The sequence below is a fragment of the Methylobacterium segetis genome, from assembly GCF_004348265.1.
GTDB lineage: Bacteria > Pseudomonadota > Alphaproteobacteria > Rhizobiales > Beijerinckiaceae > Methylobacterium > Methylobacterium segetis.
On the sequence record NZ_SMNT01000206.1, the window covers coordinates 1 to 2,943 of the forward strand.

Below are 2,943 nucleotides of genomic sequence, written 5' to 3' on the forward strand. Positions count from 1 at the left end.
TCGGGTCAGCTCGGGCCTTCAGAACGGCCGAGTAAGAGCCGTGCTGGCAGGAAAGGGCCGCGGTTGCTGCTGGGGTTACACTTACGGGGCGCTACGCCATTCGATAAATTCGAACGGGTCTGAGTGCGATTGCACGGAGGGCAGGGACAAGCCGGCCGACGTGCGGCCGTATGATTTTGTGAAATTTCGTCTGCCCTTGTGCAGTCCCGCAGAACCGAGCTACGACGCGATTCTGTTACTTCTAAGCGGCAGGTCGTAGGTTCGAGCCCTACCGGGGTCGCCACGCCGGCTTCGGCCAGACAGGGATACGGGACACGTCACCGTGCGGACCTTCCGCCGCTCCGAACGCCCGCGGGGCGGTCATGAATCATGATGGAGAGAGACCTCTGGATCTCGCTGGACCGGGGCGTGTCTCCCGTCGTCCTGTCGGCACGCGGAGCGGCACTCGGCCTGCGCGGCTTCGTCCACGATCGCGCTGAGCGCGTCGCCTCCCTGCACCTGCGCCTCGTTCAGGGTGGCCGGACCGTCGAGGTCAGCCGCCTCTTCCTCCAGGACGGTCTGCTCGGGCCGACGGAAGCCGGAATCGGCGATCGCATCGACGGCGGCTTCTACCTCTCGGCGGTGTTTCCGCCGGACCCGGGCCTGAGCAACGGGGCGGCGTTTCTCGAAGCGACCGTGAACTGGGGTGACGGAGCTTCGAGCGAGATCCGCCTCGCCGCGGTCGATCTGATCAGGGCCGAGCCGGTTGCGGAACCCACGGGAGAGAACCGCGCGCTGGGACGGGTCGGCATCGCCATGGCGACCCACAACCCCGATCCCGCCCTGTTCGCCCGGCAGATCGCATCGATCCGCGCGCAGACCCATCGCGACTGGATCTGCGTCATCTCGGACGATCAATCGAGGCCGGATGTGCTGCGCGCGATCGCCGAGACGATCGACGGCGACTCGCGGTTCCACCTCCTGCCGCCCGGCCCCAGGCTCGGCTTCTATCGCAATTTCGAACGGGCCTGCGCGTCCCTTCCGGACAGCTGCGGCTTCGTCGCCTTCAGCGATCAGGACGACGTCTGGCTTCCCGAACGCCTTGCCCGCCAGGTCGCGGTTGCGGAGGGCGTCGATCACGCCTGCTGCTACTCGGATATGGAGGTCGTGCGGCCGGACGGCAGCCTCATCTCGCCGACCTACTGGGTGCACCGGCGGCCTCGATATGGAAGCCTCGGCGGCCTCCTGCTCGCGAACGTCGTCACCGGCATGACGATCCTCGCGCGGCGGGAATTGATCGAGGAGGCGCTGCCCTTCCCGGCCGCACCCGGGCTGACCTATCACGACCATTGGATCGCCCTGCTGGCTGCCCGCCGCGGCAGCCTGCGCTACCTCGCCGAGCCGCTGGCGCGCTACGTCCAGCATGGAAGCAACCACACCGGAGCCCTGGTGCGGTGGAAGAGCTCGCGCACCGTGCTGCGCGAGAGCCTCGCCCGTGTCTCGCGATTCACGCGGCGCGGCATCTTCGGGCATCGTCTGCGCAGCGCCGCGAGCGAGCCCGGCATCGTGAAATGGATCGACACGGAGCCGGTGCGACTGCGCATCCTGGTCGACCGCCTGACCGAGATGCCAGGCGGCACCAAACGGTCGGACCGGGCCCTGCGCCGCCTGAGCCAGAGCTTCGGGCCCTTGCGCCTGCTCGCCAGCGGCGCCGATTGGAGCGACCGGTACCGGAGAGGCATCGCGATCGAACTCGTCCTCGGCGGCCTGTTGAAACGGGTCCTCAACCGCAGCCGGCGCGCCATGCGGGTCGCGTCCGATGGCCCGGAAGCCGATGGACGCGCGGCCTGAGCCGACGGCGCCGGTTCACCCCCGGTTGAAAAGCCGCTAAGCCGCGCCTGGAAGTCGGCGTTCACGGGTCGGACAAGGGCATTGCGTCTCGTCAAGAATCTGAGGAGCCTCGCGACGGGCGGGCAGCGGTGGCTCGCGGCGCGCTCCGCCGCACGCCCGTGGTTCACCCTCTACGGCAGCGGCGTGCTGGTCGGCATGCCGGCCGCTTCGCCGAATGCGGAGGTCCGGGTGTCGCTGCGCGCGCCGGGAGAACCGACCCGCACGTTACCGACGGGGCGCACGCTCACGCTCGGGGGCACCCGCTACGCGCACGCACTCTTCGATCCTGCTCTTCTTGCCGGCCACAGCACGCTCACGGTGAGCGTCGCGATCGGCGCCCGCACGCTCCGCCGCCACTTCGAGGTCGGTCCCGGCCGCTATGCCGGCCGCATCGACGGCGTGCGCAACTACGCGGTCGAAGGGTGGATCTCCCCGCTCTTCGCGCCACGAGGAGGGGAGCCGCCCCCTCTCGTCCGGCTCCTCGTCGATGGGGTCGAGGATGGGGCGACGTCCCCGGACCAATTCCGGCGAGAGCTGATGTTCGGCGGCGTGTGGGGCGGCTGGAACGGGTTCCGGCTGCCGGTGCCGCCCGCGGCTCTCGACGGTGTGCCGCATCATCTCTCCGTCCGCGTCGCCGACACCACGATCGAGTTCGGCCCATGGGCGGCCAAGCCCAAGTTCCACATCGACGCCGCGAGCCCGAACCGCGTCGCGGGGTGGTTCTTCGATGCGGCCTCCCTGGATGCCCCGACCTCGATGCGGCTCGTCTCCGGTGACGACACCCTGGCCGAGGTCGCGACCCATTTTCGGCCGGACCTGAAGGCCGCGCACGGGCGCGACGCGACCGGTTTCGCGTTCTACGACCTCGAGATCGACGGAGACCTCGACCTCATCGCAGGGCCGAAGGACGGGGGCGTGCGCATCGCCCGCTTCGCGACGCGGACGCTCGCCGCGCGGATCGCCGAACGGCGGGCCGAAGCGCGCGCGGCGCTCCTGTCCGAGCCCCTGCCCGAGACCACGCTGGAGACCCGGCGTGCGGTCCGCGCGAAGATCGTCGAGGTGGAGCGGGCAGAC

General features: G+C 69.7%; 2 protein-coding genes. Both read left to right on the forward strand.

Annotated features, from left to right (window positions below; genetic code table 11):
* The first annotated feature begins 369 nt into the window (after nucleotides 1-369).
* Nucleotides 370-1,830 (forward strand): glycosyltransferase, encoded by a 1,461-nt coding sequence (locus E1J50_RS25935; protein ID WP_132257129.1) that lies wholly within the window; start codon nucleotides 370-372, stop codon nucleotides 1,828-1,830.
* Between the two features lie 81 nt (nucleotides 1,831-1,911).
* Nucleotides 1,912-2,943: hypothetical protein (locus tag E1J50_RS25940; RefSeq protein ID WP_132257131.1), on the forward strand; the 1,032-nt coding region annotated here is incomplete at its 3' end.

Excerpts from the sequence above, each read along its gene's own strand:
- E1J50_RS25935 (WP_132257129.1), top strand. The coding sequence starts at position 370 with ATGATGGAGAGAGACCTCTGGATCTCGCTGGACCGGGGCGTGTCTCCC.